13 protein-coding genes and 1 pseudogene are annotated in these 14,551 nt (G+C 54.0%); 11 read left to right on the top strand and 3 right to left on the bottom strand.

Annotated elements, in window-relative coordinates:
• From D3H35_RS02185 to D3H35_RS02175, 3 genes and pseudogenes are all read left to right on the top strand, one after another.
• Nucleotides 1-1,017 (top strand): annotated as a pseudogene (locus tag D3H35_RS02185) (ABC transporter ATP-binding protein); the annotation flags it as partial.
• Nucleotides 1,018-1,064: 47 nt separating this feature from the next.
• Nucleotides 1,065-1,841, top strand: a complete 777-nt coding sequence (locus D3H35_RS02180; RefSeq protein ID WP_119147578.1) for a spermidine synthase — start codon at nt 1,065-1,067, stop codon at nt 1,839-1,841.
• A gap of 31 nt (nt 1,842-1,872) precedes the next feature.
• Nucleotides 1,873-3,027, top strand: a complete 1,155-nt coding sequence (locus tag D3H35_RS02175) for a hypothetical protein (RefSeq protein ID WP_147355711.1) — start codon at nt 1,873-1,875, stop codon at nt 3,025-3,027.
• A gap of 33 nt (nt 3,028-3,060) precedes the next feature.
• Here D3H35_RS02175 and D3H35_RS02170 read toward each other — a convergent pair whose 3' ends face one another.
• Entirely contained in the window at nt 3,061-3,483 is a 423-nt protein-coding gene (locus D3H35_RS02170) for an LSm family protein (RefSeq protein ID WP_119147576.1), read from the bottom strand.
• A 461-nt stretch (nt 3,484-3,944) separates the two neighbouring features.
• On the opposite strand from D3H35_RS02170, the gene D3H35_RS02160 reads away from it, so the two are divergent.
• Entirely contained in the window at nt 3,945-4,478 is a 534-nt protein-coding gene (locus D3H35_RS02160; RefSeq protein WP_119147581.1) for a hypothetical protein, read from the top strand.
• Here D3H35_RS02160 and D3H35_RS02155 read toward each other — a convergent pair.
• Nucleotides 4,461-5,387, bottom strand: a complete 927-nt coding sequence (locus D3H35_RS02155) for a VanW family protein (protein ID WP_119147574.1) — start codon at nt 5,385-5,387, stop codon at nt 4,461-4,463. The two genes, D3H35_RS02160 and D3H35_RS02155, sit on opposite strands and share 18 nt — an antisense overlap.
• Nucleotides 5,388-5,554: 167 nt before the next feature.
• Here D3H35_RS02155 and D3H35_RS02150 point away from each other — a divergent pair, with 167 nt between their 5' ends.
• The 5 genes from D3H35_RS02150 to D3H35_RS02130 are packed head-to-tail and all read left to right on the top strand — an operon-like array spanning nt 5,555 to nt 10,067.
• Nucleotides 5,555-6,226, top strand: a complete 672-nt coding sequence (locus D3H35_RS02150) for a response regulator transcription factor (RefSeq protein ID WP_119147573.1) — start codon at nt 5,555-5,557, stop codon at nt 6,224-6,226.
• Nucleotides 6,223-7,632, top strand: coding sequence for a sensor histidine kinase (locus D3H35_RS02145; protein ID WP_119147572.1), 1,410 nt, complete (start codon nt 6,223-6,225; stop codon nt 7,630-7,632). Before D3H35_RS02150 ends, D3H35_RS02145 begins: the two co-directional genes overlap by 4 nt.
• Nucleotides 7,633-7,692: 60 nt before the next feature.
• On the top strand, nt 7,693-8,619 hold the full coding sequence (locus D3H35_RS02140) for an ABC transporter ATP-binding protein (RefSeq protein WP_119147571.1): 927 nt from the start codon (nt 7,693-7,695) through the stop codon (nt 8,617-8,619).
• On the top strand, nt 8,616-9,332 hold the full coding sequence (locus D3H35_RS02135; protein WP_119147570.1) for an ABC transporter permease: 717 nt from the start codon (nt 8,616-8,618) through the stop codon (nt 9,330-9,332). The genes D3H35_RS02140 and D3H35_RS02135 overlap by 4 nt, the downstream gene beginning before the upstream one ends.
• Before the next feature lie 3 nt (nt 9,333-9,335).
• Nucleotides 9,336-10,067 (top strand): ABC transporter permease, encoded by a 732-nt coding sequence (locus tag D3H35_RS02130; protein ID WP_119147569.1) that lies wholly within the window; start codon nt 9,336-9,338, stop codon nt 10,065-10,067.
• A gap of 75 nt (nt 10,068-10,142) precedes the next feature.
• On the opposite strand, the gene D3H35_RS02125 is transcribed toward D3H35_RS02130, so the two are convergent.
• Nucleotides 10,143-10,493 carry a winged helix-turn-helix transcriptional regulator gene (locus tag D3H35_RS02125; RefSeq protein WP_119147568.1) on the bottom strand — a complete coding sequence of 117 codons (351 nt, stop codon included), beginning with the start codon at nt 10,491-10,493 and terminating at the stop codon, nt 10,143-10,145.
• Nucleotides 10,494-10,666: 173 nt separating this feature from the next.
• On the opposite strand from D3H35_RS02125, the gene D3H35_RS02120 reads away from it, so the two are divergent.
• Together D3H35_RS02120 and D3H35_RS02115 are read left to right on the top strand one after the other, a co-directional pair.
• Complete coding sequence (locus D3H35_RS02120; protein ID WP_119147567.1) at nt 10,667-11,218, top strand: NAD(P)H-dependent oxidoreductase; 552 nt, start codon at nt 10,667-10,669, stop codon at nt 11,216-11,218.
• A gap of 72 nt (nt 11,219-11,290) precedes the next feature.
• Entirely contained in the window at nt 11,291-14,542 is a 3,252-nt protein-coding gene (locus D3H35_RS02115) for a DEAD/DEAH box helicase (RefSeq protein ID WP_119147566.1), read from the top strand.
• The last annotated feature ends 9 nt before the right edge of the window (nt 14,543-14,551 follow it).

Here is a 14,551-nt window from a genome sequence, read left to right as displayed (position 1 = left end):
GTACAAGCTGATTGCCAAGAACGGCTCCATCAGCTACATGATGATGCGTTTCGTAACGCTGTTCGTCATGGTATGTGGAACGTGGTTCGTCATTCAGAAGGAACTGACCTATGGCCAATTTATCGGATTTTTGCTATTGTCGAATGTGTTCTTCCGGCCGATTGAAAAAATCATTGCCATTATCGAGAGCTATCCGCAAGGAATTGCCGGCTTCAAGCGGTATGCCGCTCTGCTCGACACCGAGCCGGACGTGGCGGACACACCTGATGCGAAGGTCATTGGGGAGCTGCAAAAGGAAATAAAATTCGACAAAGTGTCGTTCGGCTACGATCGCGGCTCCAGCGTACTCAACGATATCGATCTGACGATCCGCAAAGGAGAGACGGTCGCTTTCGTCGGTCCTCAGGCGCCGGCAAGACGACTCTGTGCAGCTTGCTGCCGCGCTTTTACGAGGTTGATGCGGGAACTGTCTCTATCGATGGGTTCGATATCCGGCAAGCGAAGCTAAGCTCGCTGCGCAAGCAGATAGGCATCGTGCAGCAAGACGTCTTTCTGTTCTCGGGAACGATAAGGGAGAACATTCTATACGGCAACCTTAATGCGACAGAAGAGCAAATCTGGGAAGCGGCAAGGCGGGCGCGGCTCGACGATTTTATCCGGGCGCAGCCGGACGGTCTGGATACCGTCATCGGCGAACGCGGAGTGAAGCTGTCGGGAGGGCAGAAGCAGCGGATGTCGATTGCCCGGATGTTCCTGAAAAATCCGCCGATCCTCATCTTGGATGAGGCGACCTCCGCGCTCGATACGGAGACGGAGACGATCATTCAGCAATCGCTTGCGGAGCTGTCGAAGGGTCGGACGACGCTTGTTATCGCGCATCGACTCGCTACGATCAAGAACGCCGACCGCATAGTCGTCGTGACGGAAGACGGTATTGCCGAGCAGGGTGATCATCAAGAGCTGATCGCGGCCGACGGAGTCTACAGCCGTCTTCATCGGGCGCAGTTCGGCGCATGATCGGTTTCCTCTTAGTCGTCTCATAGAATAAAAAGGAGTGTCCGGAATTGCACCTGCTTGCGGAGGAATCGAGCCGATTCAACGAGAGGCTTGCGGTATACGAGACGACGCGATTATACGGAGAGACGGGGAAATACCGGATTCTTCAGTTCGCGGATGCGGCCGTGCAAGGAGCGGCGGATTTGAAGAATCCGAGTCGCATCGTCCTTCCCTATCAGAGGGCTCTCCTTCACTTGATGGAGCGCAACGTCCCTTCGTTAGAGGACGTATTCGTCATCGGGCACGGAATCGGGTCAATCGCGGGGCAATACCCGCACAAGCGATTTGTCGTCGCGGAAATCGACGAGAAGGTGGTCGAGCTGAGCAGATTGTTTTTCAACTATCGGCTGGATAACGTAATTGTCGGCGACGGACGCACCATTTTGCTCGATCAGGCTGCGAACGCCTTCGATTGCATCATTTTGGACGCTTTTAACTCGAACGGGACTCCGGGGCATTTGGTATCCGTTCCCTTTTTTGATCTGACCGCGGACAAGCTGGACTCTCGCGGAATCCTCCTCGTGAATGTCGTAGGAAAAGCCGTCAACGACAAGCTCGTCAATGCCATTCATTCGTCCATGAGACAAGCGTATGGCTGCACGAAAGCTTTTTTTCTGCCGGGAGAGGACGATGACCGCTCGGGCAATGTTCTTTTGACCGGGAGCGGGGGAGTCATTGAATACGATGCCGGGCAGATGGCGGGCTTTGCCGAGATTGAACTCGAAGAAGGTTATCCGATCCGGGACGGGCGGGCGTATATTTCGGGAAGTTCACGCAGATCTTAGACGTTAAGGAAGAACTGCGGAGGAAAAAGAAATGCGCAATGTTTGTTGCCGCGCCATGGCGATCGTTGTCGCGGCGTCGGCGCTGTTCGGGCTTTCGAAGGGCTACCCGCATGCATTTGCGGCGGGCTCGCCGTGGAGCGATCCCGTTGTCGTCTCTGTTCGTGTCAGCCCGGATGCGACATACGAGACACGGCTGGCCGTCGGACATTTGCATATCGGGCAGTCTTCGCAGCAACGCGAAGAGGACTCGTCGAAGTTCGCTCCCATATTGACCGATATTTACGTTCGCGTGTCCCATGGAGGGCTGCCGAAGCTATATCGCTTGGAAAGCTCGGGCCGCCTCTGGAACGAGGAAGAGCGCCTGAACGTTAGTTTGCCGGAAAAGCTATCCGCCAAGCTGTTGAAGGAAGCGGACAAGGCAAGGGCGGCCCATTATGGAGAAGCGATTGCCTGGAAAGAAGCGAAGCGTATATTGCCGCGCAAAAGCGTGTTCAAGGTAATGGATATGAAGACGGGGCTTGTCTTCCGCGTTCAACGCCGAGCGGGCAGCGACCATGCCGACGTGCAGCCGATCTCGCGCGAGGATACGAAAATCATGAACGAAATTTACGGCGGGCAATGGAGCTGGAATCGAAAAGCGGTCGTCGTCCTGGCTGCCGGTCGGCGGATCGCCGCATCGATGAACGGCATGCCGCACGGGGGCGACGGAATACCGGACAACGGCTTTTCCGGCCATTTTTGCATTCACTTCTCGGAGAGTACGACGCACAAATCGTCCGTACCCGATCCGGCCCATGAATTCATGGTTCACAGAGCGGCGGGAGACGCGCGAGCTTATCTGGATTCCGCATCTCCGTCCTTACTGGCGCGCAGCTTGGTCGAAGCGCTGAATCAACGGGATCGCGAGTGGATCCGGCTTCTCGCGGAAGGAAGCGAGCGTGACGAGGCGGCGTCGTTGATCGGAGAGACGGATTCCGTGACGTCCGCAAGAACGGTCGCTCAGCGACAGCCGTTGCCGGAGGAAGATCGTCTCGTCGCAACGCTGGAATCGGAAGTCGCCATCGAACGCAGAGGCAAAGGTAAGCGGCATCTGCCGTTCCGATTCGAGTTTGCGCGGCTGTCTCCCTATTCGCCTTGGCGGCTTCAGAGCGTCGAACGGGGTCCATCAGAAGGTAAAGTAAAATAAAAAGCCCCGTCAGGGGCTTTTGGCTTTTCGGGCTCAAGCTTTGAGTCCTCCGAGCAAGGGCATAATCGTTTTTACCATGTCGACCCCCATACGCACCATCGGCAACGCCTTCTGCATGAATCCCATCCAATCGTCCAGCCCGTTCAATCCGAAAAAACCGCCTCCGGCAACGCTTCCGGATGCGGGCGCTCCCGGCAGAGCGGCTGCCGCATTGCCGGCTGACGGAGACAGCAGAGCCGACACTTTCGCCTTGCGCGTACTTCGCGAAGCCAATTTGCCCCGGCCGCTCTTGCTCTTTCGATTGTCGCGCACACCGGATAGAACCAGCTGATTTTGCTCGATTCCCCGGATCCAACCGACATAGTGCCGCCCGTCATGCAAGACGACGCGGACGGGCTGCCCCTTCCATTTTCCGGCTTGGCTTCGAATACTTGACGATTTCGCGTTAGCAGCCATGAGAATCACCTCTCCCTTTAGCTTCCTTTCTTCACAATATTCACGCGAAGGAAGATCGATTGTACGTTGTCCCATTGACGACGGTCAGGGTGTAGTTTGCTAAAAAATCAATCCCCGGAAATTTCGCAATAATGGGCAACCATACAATCTGCTTCCGGCCGGAAGAATACAATATCGAGTGATCAAAGTCACAAAATCTAATTGGTGGTGAGATTTCATGAGCGGTTATGCCGGAGGCGCAGGTTATGGTGGGGCTAGTTCTGCCGCATTCGTACTTGTATTGTTCGTCTTGCTGGTCATTATTCTTAAGGCGGTATCCTACTAATTAGCTGCAGATCGAACGGACTGCCTTTCCATTATGCTCAATAGAGCGTAATGGATTTTTTTTTGAGGGCGAAGCAGGTAAAATGGACGCAAACGGGGAAAATAATTCCGATGTTTCCCAATTGGAGGAGAAAGATATGAACAAGCAGCCCGGCAGTGTCCCCTTCGGCTACGAGCCGCCGGCCGACACGGAAAAAGGAACGCTTATCTACTACGATACATTCGAAAGCTCATCGGAAAAAGAATGGGACCGCGTTGCCGATTATGCGATCGAGCGCTCCTTTCGCCGGCTCGTCCTGTACTTGATTCATGAGGAAACGGCCAAGAGGATGTCCAGAAAGACACCGGTCAGCGCCTATTACAAACGAGAGGCTCGACTGAGCCAATGGCTGGAAGAACGGGGAGACCCGACGGTCTCGATCGACGGATGGGAAGGAAAAAGAAAAAAGTATACGCCGATCGATTCCGCGCTCCGTCATTTGACCGAGACGCTGCCGGGCCCTCACTTCGTGTACATGACGACGGATACCGCCAATTCGTTCGCTTCGTTCTCCACTTTCGAATCATGGATCGTTAACGTGCGGCTGTTGCTGCCTTCGGAGCCGAAGACAGCGCATCCGATGCTTGAACGATATCGACACCGATGGAGTCCTTTAGTTCCGCTTCGGTGACCCGGTTTCAATCGATATTTCCTCCGGAAGCCGCTTCGATGTGCCCGGAACCGCGCGAGGCCGGTAATCGATCACCTCGGAGGAATAAATCGAGATGAACATGCGGCCCCCGCTTGCGAACGCGCGTATAAGGATGGGCTGATTGTAAGGATTTCGAAAAGCGAAATCGGGCCCTCCCCAGCTTACGGTCGCGTCGCGTCCGGGAAGCACGTACGGGACGTGCCGGCTGTGGGAATACCTCTTTACGATTAACAGCCCCGCCCGGTCGACGGCATTGAACAAAGTCGAGGATACTTGACAGATTCCGCCGCCGATGCCCTCCGACAATTCTCCTCTGACGATTACGGGAGCGCGTACATACCCCTTCTTTTCGTTGCGCTGACCGACGATTTGATTGAACGAGAACGTCTCGTTCGGAAACACGACCTGATTGTTAATGGCTTTGGCCGCCAACGCGATGTTGCGCGAGCGGTTTTTGTTGCCCGCATTGAAGTATGTGACGTAATGACCGATCGGCTTTTCCCTTAGATAAGCCAACAATTCGCTGTCTACCTTCGGGTAGATCAGCTTGAGCGGTACTTCCATCGACGATGTGCCGCTGCCGTAGAAATAGATGTGAAACAAGTGAGTAAAGCCGGCCCGGTCCAAACGATAGCCGGGCTGCTCGGCCACGATGCCTCCGTGATTTCCGATTTCGGCGTCACGGGGCAGTCGGAAGGTCTGACGTTCGACGTTGTCGAGCAAACTATCGAGCTTGGCGGGGTCGATCAAAGGAGTGGCGGGCAGCGAATAGTCGCCGCGATTCACTTTTGCGACCGTCGTTCCTTGATTTACGATCGACAATTCGTCAGGGACGGCATTCTGCCGAAGAACGAGCGAAATTCCCGCAATCCACAACAAGCGCAGCATGAGACACCTCTTAAATGGGGCGATGTTCCGTTAGTATCGGTTTGTTGGCGTTCGATTATGAAGGAACGCGCGGAACGAGAAAGTTAAACGAAATTTAACTATTCATGCGTAAAGCCATCGTCTATGATGAGGTCAAATCTTATTCGTAAACGAGGTTGAACCGACGAATGGTACGCGTGCTGTATGTGGAAGACGACCCCGAGATCGGTCTCTGGGTGAAAGATGACCTGGAACGCAGAGGCTATAAGGTAGAATGGCTGACAACCGGGGAAGGCGCGGCCGAGCTGGCGAAGCAAGCCGATTTGGTCGTGCTTGACGTCATGCTGCCTGGGCTCGACGGGTTCACGGTAGGCCAAAGATTGAAGAAAGAGGCTCCGGGCATTCCAATCCTTATGCTCTCCGCGAGAACGTCGGTCGACGATAAGCTGCAAGGCTTGCGCTTCGCCGACGATTATTTGACGAAGCCCTTCCACCCGGACGAGCTGGTGGCGCGGCTTGAGGTGCTGCAGCGAAGATATGGACAGCTTCCCGGAAAAAGCGTCAAGCTGGGTCATATCCTCGTCCATGTCGACCGGCTTACCGTGATCGACAGCCGTACGAATGACGAGATTCCGCTCACGTCCAAGCAATGGCAAATTTTGCACTATTTTATTCGCCATCCCAATCAAATATTGACCAAGGAACAAATTTACGAAGCTGTCTGGGAGGAGTCGTATATCGAAGGAGACAAGACGATCATGGTTCATATTCGGCACATTCGCGAGAAGCTCGAAATCGATCCGGGCAATCCGGCTATTATCGAGACGATTCGGGGACTCGGCTACCGGGTGAAGTCATGAAGAGGCTGCTTCGAGCATTCAAACTGAGGCAATCGCTGCTGTCCCAATACTTGCTGATCGTTCTGGCGGCACTGCTTCTGTTGCCTCTATCGTCTCCTCTGGTTTCATTGCTCCTATATTGGCCGTTGCGAGCATCGGTCGATCCTGCGGAGGCCCTATACCGGGACGGAGAAAAGCTGGAGAAAATGTGGCGCTCCGAAGCGGCAAAGCTGGAAGGAGCGGCGGACGGGCAAGTGGATGAAACGCTGCGCAAGCTTAAGATCGAATATCCCCGCGCGGATATGTTCTGGGTGGACGAGAGCGGCAAGACGCGGCTAACGCTGACTGCGAGCAAGGACATTCCCGCCATTTGGAACGCTTCTTACACGGTACGATTTATGAAGGAGCGAACGGGAGGAGATCCTTTCACCGTCATCGGTTTCATCGGGGAAGGGGAGCGCCGCGGATTCATGGTATTCGAGCTGGCTCGAAGCACGATGAATTCGGGAAGAGGCTGGAGTGGAGCGAACATGGAGCTAAGGTGGATCTTTGCGGGCTTCCTGCTGATCCTTCTTTTGTTTCTCTTGGTATCGCTGCTTTTCTTCTACCGGATAAGAAGAAGGCTCGTTCGATTGCAGAAGGCCATGACCGTCCCCTCGGATACCGGTATTCCCGGTCCGGTCAACGCGCTTAATGAAGATGAAATCGGACGGCTTGAGCGCTCATTCAATCGGATGGTTCAAAAGCTTGAGGATAGTCGGGAGAGGGAGATCGAGGAAGAGGCGCTCCGACGGGACTTGATCGCCAAGCTGTCCCATGACTTGCGGACGCCGCTGACGACCATTCGCGGACATGCGTTCAGCCTTAAGCAAGAAGCGCTTACCGACAAAGGAAAATCTTCGATTGAGCTCATCGAACGAAAAACCGACTATTTGGGACAACTGATCGAAAATTTAATCTCATATTCGTTGTTAACGTCCGGCAAATATCCGTATCGTCAGCAGCGCGTCGATATCGTCCGATTGGCGAGAACGCATTTCGCCGGCTGGTATCCGGTATTCGAGCAGAACGGCTTCGAGATCGACTCCGAATTGTCCGAGAACGCCTTCTATTGGGAGGCAGATCCGCAGTGGCTGGAGCGGGTGCTGGACAACATCTTGCAAAATGTGCTTCGTCACGCGAAATCGGGCCGTTTCGTCGCACTTCATGTGTCTGCGTGCAATGGCGGCTCGATTGCCATTCGCGATCGCGGACCTGGAATGACCGGGGATTCGGAGGAAAAAGGGATGGGCATCGGGCTGTCTATCGCGACCCTTATGTTGAAGGAAATGAATCTGAGCGCTCACGTAACAACCGGAGTCTCGGGAACGATTTTTATCGTAGCTTCGAACGCTGCCCCGTCGGATTCTTTTTTAACCGAAGCTTAAACGCAGGCGAACTATCGCTTTAACCTTCGCGAGATATGATCATGATCGAGGTGATCGATCATGATAGAAAAGACAAGCGAGCTCATTTTGGAGACGCGAGGGCTGACGAAAAAAATAAGCGGCAAGGCGGTCGTCAGCGATGTTCATTTGAAGATTAAACGAGGCGATATTTACGGCTTTCTCGGACCGAACGGAGCAGGCAAGACAACGACTATACGGATGCTGCTCGGCCTTGCAAAGCCGACATTCGGAACCGTTCGCATCTTCGGTCAAGACATCCGCAGGGATCGGCTGGCGATACTCCGCAAGGTTGGTTCTTTGGTCGAGTATCCTTCGTATTACGGGCATTTAAGCGCCTATGAAAATTTGGAGACGGTTCGTCGGCTATTGGGCGTGTCCCGGAATCGAATAGACGAGGCATTGTCGGTCGTCCGGCTGTCCAAGGAAGCGCATCGTCCGGTCAAAGGGTTCTCTCTCGGCATGAAGCAGAGGCTCGGAATTGCAACGGCGCTGCTCGGCGAGCCGGAGCTGCTCATCCTGGACGAGCCGACCAACGGCCTCGATCCCGCCGGTATTCTGGAAATTCGCGAGCTGATCAAAAGCTTGCCCCGAACACATGGGGTGACGATCCTGATTTCCAGCCATCTTCTATCCGAGGTTGAGCAGATGGCGACGCGGGTTGGCATTATCGCGAAGGGAAATATGCTGTTTCAAGATAAAATCGATGTGCTGAAGCGGCAAGCGAAGAGCCGAATAAGTCTCGGAGTCAGCGATCCCGAATCGGCATGGCGGCTCCTTCTGTCGCAAGGCCATCGGGCGGAGTGGGATCGAAGCAGGCTAACCGTCGAGCAAGCAAGCGATCAGGCCGTGGCTTCTATCGTCGCCGGACTGGTGCGGCAGAATTACCAGGTGTACAGGGTTGAGGAGGAAGTCGCTTCGCTGGAAAGCATCTTCCTCGATATAACGGGATCGGAGGGAAGCTTATGATCCTTCGCGTCCTTTCCTCCGAATTTCTGAAAATCAGGAAGAAGCTCATTTGGTTTCTCGTCGTTCTCGGACCTTTCGGCGTGGTCGGCCTGCAAGCCGTAAATTTCGGATTGCGCTACGAATATTTGGTCAAGGGGCAATACAAGGACGAGCTATGGAGCGGACTCATCGAAAATGTCTCTCTGCTCATGCTGCCCGCCATGTTTATCGGGCTTGCCATTCTTGCGTCCATGACGGCGGGAATCGAGCACCAAATGAACGCGTGGAAAATGACTCTCGCCCTTCCGGTTCGCAAAACGGATGTTTTTGCCGGCAAGCTGCTCCTGACGCTGGCACTGTTATTTGTCTCCTGCTCGTTGCTTATCCCCTTCACGGCCGCCCTCGGCTGGGCGCTCGGATTCCGAATGAACGTTCCTTGGGAGCTCATGCTGCTGAACGCGTATGTTCCGTTCGTCGCGGCTCTGCCCCTTGTCGCGCTCCAAACCTGGCTGTCGGTGTCGCTTCACAATCAGGCTCTGCCGCTTACGTTAGGCATCTTCGGCACGGTAGCGTCTATGTTCGCCGAACGGTTTCCCGACTGGGTTCCGTGGAAATGGCCAGTAATGACCGCAACTCCTGACGATCGGCTCTATGCTCTGAGTGCGGGTCTTGTTCTTGGGGCTGTCCTGTTTCTTGTCGGAATGAACGAATTCGTCAGAAAGGACGTGAAGTAACGGATGATTCCTATGTTTCGTTCGGAATGGCTCAAAATCCGTCGATCGGTTATCTGGCTTCTCGTCGCGGTCAGCCCTTTAATCGCTTCGATGTTCGGCTTTATGGACTCGGGGGTGGAGACAGGGGAGCGGTTTCCTTGGATAGAAGCGTTAATGATGATGTCGATTTTGCACGCCATGCTGTTTCTTCCGCTATTGACCGGCATTTATGCGGCATTGGTATGCCGGTACGAGCATGCGGGTGGTGGCTGGAAAACGATGCTGTCACTGCCTGTAACCCGGACTCGCGTGTATGTCGTCAAATTTGCAGTCATTATGATGATGCTGGCTGCAACCCAAGCGTTGTTCTTGCTCGCGGTCATTTTCGTCGGCACTTTGCACGGCTTTTCGGATCCGGTACCTTGGAAGGCACTTTTGGTCTCCGTCGCATGGGGTTGGATCGCCTGCTTGCCGCTGGCCGCCTTGCAGCTGTTCGTATCCGTAGCTTTTCAGAGCTTTGCGGCTCCGCTTGCGGTCAATGTTGTCCTTACGCTGCCCAATATACTGGTCGTAAATTCGGACACGTACGCTCCTTATTATCCTTGGGCGCAGCCTATGCTGGCGATGCTTCCGCGAGAGGCATACGGGGACGGCGCATTTAATACGATCTCCGCTGCGCTTCCCGTCGTCATACTAATCAGCTTCCTCCTGTTTTTTATAACCGGCTGGACGTATTTCTCGAAAAAAGCAGTCTAGACGCAAAGGATGTGGTAAAAAGAAATCGTTATTTTAGTATGTGATTATATATGAAATTAACGAATTCCGAGAACGCTATCGCCGCAAGCCAAGCCCGAATCGCTTCAATTCGATGAATACGCCTTCAAGCTGCCGCCCTTTGTCCGTCAAGCGATATTCCACTTTCGGGGGCACCTCCGGATAAACCGTCCTGTCGACGATTCCATGCTCCTCCAGCTCCCGCAATCGCAAGGACAGAGTTTTCGGACTAATCCCTTCCATAGACCTCAACAGCTCGCTGAAGCGCAGCGTGCCGTCGATCAGCAGGTCGCGAACGATGAGAAAAGTCCACTTCGTGCCGATAATGTCGAGAGTGCTTGCGATCGGACATGGCTGCCCTGGCGTACCTTTGTTTAACGAAATCGGTTGTTCCGCGCTCTGGGTCATACGCTCATCATCCTTTAATCAATAGGAATTAACTCAAGCATACAACAAAACTATCTTTTCGGAAATAATATGAATAAATAATCACTGCTTCCCAAAATAAAGTTAATACATTTACAATAATAACTACATTCCCGGTATTAGCCGAGCGGGAGTCGGAAGGGAGAGCAATCGAGATGAAAAACATCCTCATTCTAAACGGCCACCAAAAATACAATTCAACGGACGGTAAGCTGAATCGAACGTTGGTTGAGGAGATGCTTGCCAGCTTAAGGCCCGTTCATAACGTTCAATTGACGGTTCTGCAAGACGGCTATCGGATCGAGGACGAACGGCAGCGGTTTTTGCGGAGCGATGTCGTCATTTTTCAGACGCCGATCTATTGGTTTAACGTTCCGGGCTTGCTGAAAACGTTTATGGACGAGGTATACGAGTACGGAACGTTCTTCAAGGGAACGGATTCGTACGGTACGGGAGGTCTCTTAACCGACAAGGAATATATGTTCTCGGCGACTTGGAACGCGCCGGAGCACGCTTTCAACGATCCGTCGCAGTTTTTCCAAGGCGGCGGGCTGGAAGACGCGCTCGCGCACCTGCACCGGACGCAGCGCTATATCGGCATGAAGCCGCTGAAAAGCTACGCATGCTACGACGTTATCAAAAATCCGTCTATCGACAAATTCGTATCCGGCCTGCGCGCTCATTTGCGGGAAATCGGCTTGGTATAAGCTTACGCTCATCTTCGGCCGGAATTCTGGTATCATGGTCATATCACGATTTCGGCTGGGATGGATTTCGATATGGGCAGTCAATTGACCAAGCAGACAATCAAAACGTTGTGCGATAGGCTCTCCTACGAGCGAGGAGAAGAGTATTTTCGCGCGGGAAAAGTAACTTTTACGAACGTTGCCCCCGGTTTGGGCATTTATGAAGCTTCGGTAAAAGGAAACGGAGTTTATGACGTAAGGATCGAATTTGACTCCAACGGTAACGTTGAGGCGGAATGCAGCTGCCCTTCGTTAGCCTCATACAATAAATATTGCTCTCACATCGCTGCCGCGCTGCTGCATATTCAATCGATAGAGCCGGACATCGGACGCAAGTCGGTGTCAGGCGCGGCGGAGACGGATAACGATGCGGCGTTGGTAAGCGCAATGCTGGGGTTATTCGGCGATAAGACATTGCGTCCGCCTAGCGGGACGCGGGCATTGTTCGATACGAGGGAGCCTCTGGACGTTGAGTTTACATGCAAGCCCGTTGCTTACGGCTATTGCAAGTTCATGCTCGGAATCGAGCTGAAGGTCGGACCGAAACGGCTTTTTGCCGTGCAGAAGCTTAGGGATTTTTTGGAGCGGGTGGACAGAGGGGAGACGTATGTCTTTTCCAAGTCGTTCGCTTACGACCCGATGCGGCACAGCTTTCAATCGGACAACGATGCGGTCCTTCGTCAATTGATCTCGATCTATCGCAACGAGAAGCTGTACCGCGACACTTCTGACGCAGCGACAGCCCAAGCCTTCGGCATAAGCGGCGAGAGGATGCTTCTTGTTCCTCCGTCCGCTTGGTCGGCGCTGCATCCTCGTCTTGCCGCCGCTCCGGCTGTCAAGCTCGAACAGGACGACCGAACGTACGACGGCTTCCGTCTGTCCGACGAGCCGCTGCCGATTCGCTTTGCATTCGATCGGGAGAAGGATGACGCATACCTGCTCGATGTCCAGGGATTAGACGGCATTACGGTTATGGATGCCTACGGCGTCGTTCTATTCGAAGGCAATCTGTTGAAGCTGAAGCCGGAATCGTGCCAACGTCTCTCGGAGCTGAAGCAGACGCTCGATTCGACGCGAAAGCATCGTATTCGGATTTCCCGGAATCAGATAGAGCCTTTCATGGAGAAGGTTATTCCCGGCCTGAAGAAGCTGGGCAGCGTCCATATCGCCCAATCCGTATCCGACCGCATCGTTCACACGCCTCTTCAGGCCCGACTGTATTTGGATAGGGTGAGGGATCGTCTCGTTGCGGGGCTGGAATTTCAATACGGCGATTTGATTGTTAATCCGTTGGAAGAGAACGATCGGAGGCGCGGTACCGACCACATCGTCATGAGGGACGGGGAGCGGGAAGGGCAAATTCTCGAGTTGATGGAGCAAAGCTCCTTCGCCAAGACGGAAGCCGGGTACTTCATGGAGGACGAGGAGGCGGAATACGAGTTTTTGTACCGCGTCGTTCCCGAGCTGGAAAAGCTGCTTAGGGTGTATGCCACTTCAGCCGTCAAAACAAGGCTTCATATCGGGAATTCCCCTCCCAAAGTGACGGTTGACGCGGACGAGAGAACCGATTGGCTGGATGTACGGTTCGATATCGAAGGAATTCCGGAGTCGGAAATTAAGAACGTGTTGCAATCGTTGGAGGAAAAACGCAATTATCACCGCCTGCCGAACGGAGCGCTGCTGCCGCTGGAAACGGCGGAGTTTCAAGAAATGATCGCTTTCATGAACGAAGTGGGCATTCGGCAGCTCGACGCCATCGGCAACGCATTCCGTCTTCCGGCGCTGCGAGGACTTCGTTTGCTCGACTCCAAGCTTGAAGGCCATGCCGTCAAGTTCGGAAAGTCGTTCCGCCGGCTGCTCGAAAATATGCGAAACCCCGACAATTTCGATTTTTCGGTGCCGATTCGGCTCGTTTCCGTCCTGAGAGATTATCAGAAGTTCGGCTTTCAGTGGATGAAGACGCTCGCTCATTACCGATTCGGCGGCATATTGGCGGACGATATGGGACTCGGCAAAACGTTGCAAAGCATCGCTTTCCTCGTCTCCGTATTGCCGGAGATCCGCAAGGAGAAGGTTCCCGCTTTGATCGTAGCTCCCGCTTCTCTCGTCTACAATTGGCGCAACGAGCTCAAGAAGTTCGCACCGGAAATCCGCGCGGTTATTGCCGATGGAACCAAAGAGGCGCGCAATAAAGCGCTGAACCATTCATCGAGGACGGACGTTATTATTACCTCCTATCCGCTCTTGCGCAGAGATATCGAATGGTATGCGACTCGGCCGTTCCACACGCTCATATTGGACGAGGCGCAGACGTTCAAAAATTATGCCACTCAAACCGCGCAAGCCGTGAAGACGGTGGAAGCCCGCTATCGGTTCGCGCTTTCCGGAACTCCTATCGAGAATAGACTGGAGGAGCTGTGGTCGATTTTCGACGCGGTGTTTCCCGAGCTGTTTCCCGGCAGGCGAGAGTTCGGCGAGCTGAGCAGAGAGGCCGTCTCCAGACGGGCTCGGCCGTTCCTGCTGCGAAGATTGAAGACGGACGTGCTCAAGGAGCTTCCCGAAAAGATCGAAACGTTGCAGGCGTCCGAATTGCTTCCGGATCAAAAAAAGCTGTATGCGGCTTACTTGGCCAAGCTGAGGAAGGAAGCGTTGAAGCATCTGGACACGGAAAGCTTTGGCAAAGTCCGGATCAAAATGTTGGCCGGCATAACCCGTTTGCGTCAATTGTGCTGCCATCCGGCTTTGTTCGTGGAAGATTACGAGGGGGGCTCGGCCAAATTCGAGCAGCTGCTGGAACTCGTGGAAGAATGCCGCAGCGCGGGCAGGCGGGCTCTCGTATTTTCGCAATTTACGGAGATGCTGGACTTGATCGGACGCGAGCTGGTGAGCCGGGGAGTGCCGTATTTTTACTTGGACGGCCATACGCCTGCCGCCGAACGCGTCAATCTGTGCGACAGGTTCAACGACGGAGAAAGGGAGCTGTTCCTGCTTTCGTTGAAAGCCGGCGGTACCGGATTGAACCTGACTGGTGCGGATACCGTTATTCTCTACGATCTGTGGTGGAACCCTGCCGTGGAGCAGCAAGCGGCCGACCGCGCGCATCGGATCGGGCAACGAAAAGTCGTGCAAGTTATTCGCCTCGTCGCTCAAGGGACGGTGGAGGACAAAATGTACGAGCTTCAGACGAGAAAGAAGAAGCTCATCGATGAAGTGATCCGGCCGGGCCAAGAGGAGCTGTCTTCCTTGACGGAGCAGGAAATTCTTGAAATTCTTAAGATTGAATAGAGAGGAGGA

It is taken from the genome of Cohnella faecalis (genome assembly GCF_003570905.1).
GTDB classification, from domain to species: Bacteria; Bacillota; Bacilli; order Paenibacillales; family Paenibacillaceae; genus Cohnella; species Cohnella faecalis.
The sequence above is the reverse complement of the archived record's forward strand: the minus strand, read 5'-3'. Positions and strand labels throughout refer to the sequence as shown.

Excerpts from the sequence above, each read along its gene's own strand:
- D3H35_RS02155 (WP_119147574.1), bottom strand. The coding sequence starts at position 5,387 with ATGCTGCGCTTGTTGTGGATTGCGGGAATTTCGCTCGTTCTTCGGCAG.
- D3H35_RS02125 (WP_119147568.1), bottom strand. The coding sequence starts at position 10,493 with ATGACCCAGAGCGCGGAACAACCGATTTCGTTAAACAAAGGTACGCCA.
- D3H35_RS02135 (WP_119147570.1), top strand. The coding sequence starts at position 8,616 with ATGATCCTTCGCGTCCTTTCCTCCGAATTTCTGAAAATCAGGAAGAAG.
- D3H35_RS02150 (WP_119147573.1), top strand. The coding sequence starts at position 5,555 with ATGGTACGCGTGCTGTATGTGGAAGACGACCCCGAGATCGGTCTCTGG.
- D3H35_RS02140 (WP_119147571.1), top strand. The coding sequence starts at position 7,693 with ATGATAGAAAAGACAAGCGAGCTCATTTTGGAGACGCGAGGGCTGACG.
- D3H35_RS02170 (WP_119147576.1), bottom strand. The coding sequence starts at position 3,483 with ATGGCTGCTAACGCGAAATCGTCAAGTATTCGAAGCCAAGCCGGAAAA.
- D3H35_RS02115 (WP_119147566.1), top strand. The coding sequence starts at position 11,291 with ATGGGCAGTCAATTGACCAAGCAGACAATCAAAACGTTGTGCGATAGG.
- D3H35_RS02175 (WP_147355711.1), top strand. The coding sequence starts at position 1,873 with ATGCGCAATGTTTGTTGCCGCGCCATGGCGATCGTTGTCGCGGCGTCG.
- D3H35_RS02145 (WP_119147572.1), top strand. The coding sequence starts at position 6,223 with ATGAAGAGGCTGCTTCGAGCATTCAAACTGAGGCAATCGCTGCTGTCC.
- D3H35_RS02130 (WP_119147569.1), top strand. The coding sequence starts at position 9,336 with ATGATTCCTATGTTTCGTTCGGAATGGCTCAAAATCCGTCGATCGGTT.
- D3H35_RS02160 (WP_119147581.1), top strand. The coding sequence starts at position 3,945 with ATGAACAAGCAGCCCGGCAGTGTCCCCTTCGGCTACGAGCCGCCGGCC.
- D3H35_RS02120 (WP_119147567.1), top strand. The coding sequence starts at position 10,667 with ATGAAAAACATCCTCATTCTAAACGGCCACCAAAAATACAATTCAACG.